This is a genomic window from Marinobacter sp. BW6 (assembly GCF_008107725.1).
GTDB lineage: Bacteria > Pseudomonadota > Gammaproteobacteria > Pseudomonadales > Oleiphilaceae > Marinobacter.
Window position 1 is genome coordinate 1 of the sequence record NZ_VIRN01000020.1, and the last position, 404, is coordinate 404.

Sequence of the window (404 nt, forward strand, 5' to 3'; positions counted from 1 at the left end):
CAGCGGGCTGCAGGGCGAGGGCATGGTGCTGTTGCTGCGCCCCCTGGTCGTCGACCTGCTCGAGGCCACCGGAACCGAGCACGAGGACGCGGCGGCGTTGCTCCCCCGCCTTTAGCGAACGGCACCGCGGCGCCGGCGCAATCTGTCGGCGCAAGGCACTAGCATCAAGCACATGGCAAAGAGCGCACGCACCAAATCCACTCCGTCCTACCGCTGCGCGGAGTGTGGCTGGAGCACGGTGAAGTGGGTGGGCCGCTGCGGCGAATGCCAGGCGTGGGGCACCGTTGAGGAAATGGGAGCCGTCAGCGCGAAAACCACTGTCGCGACCACCATCGCCAGCCCCGCCCAGCCCATCGGCGACATCGACGCCTCGGCCGCCTCATACCGGCCTTCCGGCGTGGACG

The 404-nt window shown here is 69.3% G+C and carries 1 protein-coding gene; it reads right to left on the bottom strand.

The window, feature by feature from the left end; translation table 11 throughout:
• Positions 1-207: 207 nt before the first annotated feature.
• The coding region (locus FMN52_RS19935) for a hypothetical protein (protein WP_240339358.1) at positions 208-404 on the bottom strand (197 nt) is incomplete at its 5' end.